The organism is Novosphingobium sp. fls2-241-R2A-195, from assembly GCF_030209485.1.
GTDB lineage: Bacteria > Pseudomonadota > Alphaproteobacteria > Sphingomonadales > Sphingomonadaceae > Novosphingobium > Novosphingobium resinovorum.
The window spans coordinates 1-1,453 of the sequence record NZ_JARVRY010000057.1 but is presented as its reverse complement, the minus strand read 5'-3'; the positions used below and the strand labels follow the sequence as shown (position 1 = coordinate 1,453).

1 protein-coding gene is annotated in these 1,453 nt (G+C 61.9%); it reads left to right on the top strand.

Features of this window, described 5'->3' with window-relative positions:
• Positions 1 to 78: 78 nt before the first annotated feature.
• Positions 79 to 1,453, top strand: a 1,375-nt coding sequence (tnpC, locus tag QRN25_RS26195; protein ID WP_502910504.1) for an IS66 family transposase, incomplete at its 3' end; no start/stop codon positions are given.

Here is a 1,453-nt window from a genome sequence, read left to right as displayed (position 1 = left end):
ACCTGATCCTGCCGTAGATCGACGGTTCCTACACCACCCCGCGGGACACGACCGACGAAAGCCGCTGAAGTCGAGGCATTGGCGGCCGAGAGAGACGCCCTTGCCCGGCGCATCTTGAAGCTTGAGGAGGAACTGGCGCTGGCGCGGTTGCACCGCTTTGCGCCGCGCAGCGAAAAGCACCTGGATCGTGTCTTCAATGAAGCCGAGCAGGCCTCCCTTGAGGACGATACCGACAATGGACACGACGACGTCGATGAGCCGGCCGCCGCCGGTCTTCCCGACACGGGATTGCCGGAGGCGAAAAGACCGGAAGGAAAGAAGCGCGGGCGCAAGGCACTTCCTGCCGACCTGCCGCGCCAGCGGGTCGAATATGACCTCGTCGACGACCAGAAGGTCTGCCCGTGCTGCAGCGAACGGATGCATTGCATGGGGGAAGTGGTAACCGAGCAGCTTCACATCGAGGTGAAGGCCACGGTCCTTCAGAATGCCCGCGCCAAATATGCATGCCGCAATTGCGACCGCACCGGGATCGCCACGCCGATCGTCATTGCGCCGATGCCCGCACAGCCGTTGCCGGGCAGCATTGCCACGGCCTCGACGCTGGCCTTTGCCCTTGTTCATAAATACGTCGATGGCACACCGCTGTATCGTTTGGCGCAAACCTTCGAGCGCGCAGGGGTACCTGTCAGCCGTGGTGCTCTGGGCCGTTGGGTGATCGCTTCGAGCGAGAGGCACTTGCATCGCATCTTTGACGCCCTGAAGCTGCGGCTCCGGTCCCAGGAGGTCATTCATGGCGACGAGACTACGGTTCAGGTGCTGAAGGAAGAGGGCAAGGCTCCTACCAGCACCTCGTATATGTGGGCCTACCGCAGCAGCGAGGACAGCGAACAGCCGATCGTGCTGTTCGACTATCAACCCGGTCGCGGGCAGGAACATCCGCAGGCCTTCCTCGGCGACTATCGCGGCATCCTGATGAGTGACGGCTATACGGCCTGGCGCACATTGAAAGGCGCCACGCATCTGGGCTGCATGGCCCACGCCAGACGGCGCTTTGCCGACGCCCTCAAGGCGAGGAAGAAACAAGGCGGGCCGCCCGCACAGGCGCTCAAGTTCTTCGACCAGCTCTACCGGATCGAAAGGCAGGCGCGGGACGAAATACCCGATGAGGGGGAAACGCAGGCCAGCTACATGCGCCGCTTCCGCCAGAAACATAGCGTCCCGGTCCTGGATGCCCTCAAGGCATGGCTCGATGCCATCGCGCCCAAGGTTGTGCCCGACACCAAGCTTGGCGATGCGGTCTCCTACACCCTCAACCAGTGGGAATACCTGACGCGCTACGTCGAAGACGGCAGGATGCCGATCGACAACAACCTTCTCGAACGCGACATCAGGGTTTTTGCAACGACTGGTTCATTATGCACCTCCTCTTCAAACGTCCGGAAACAGGGACTTT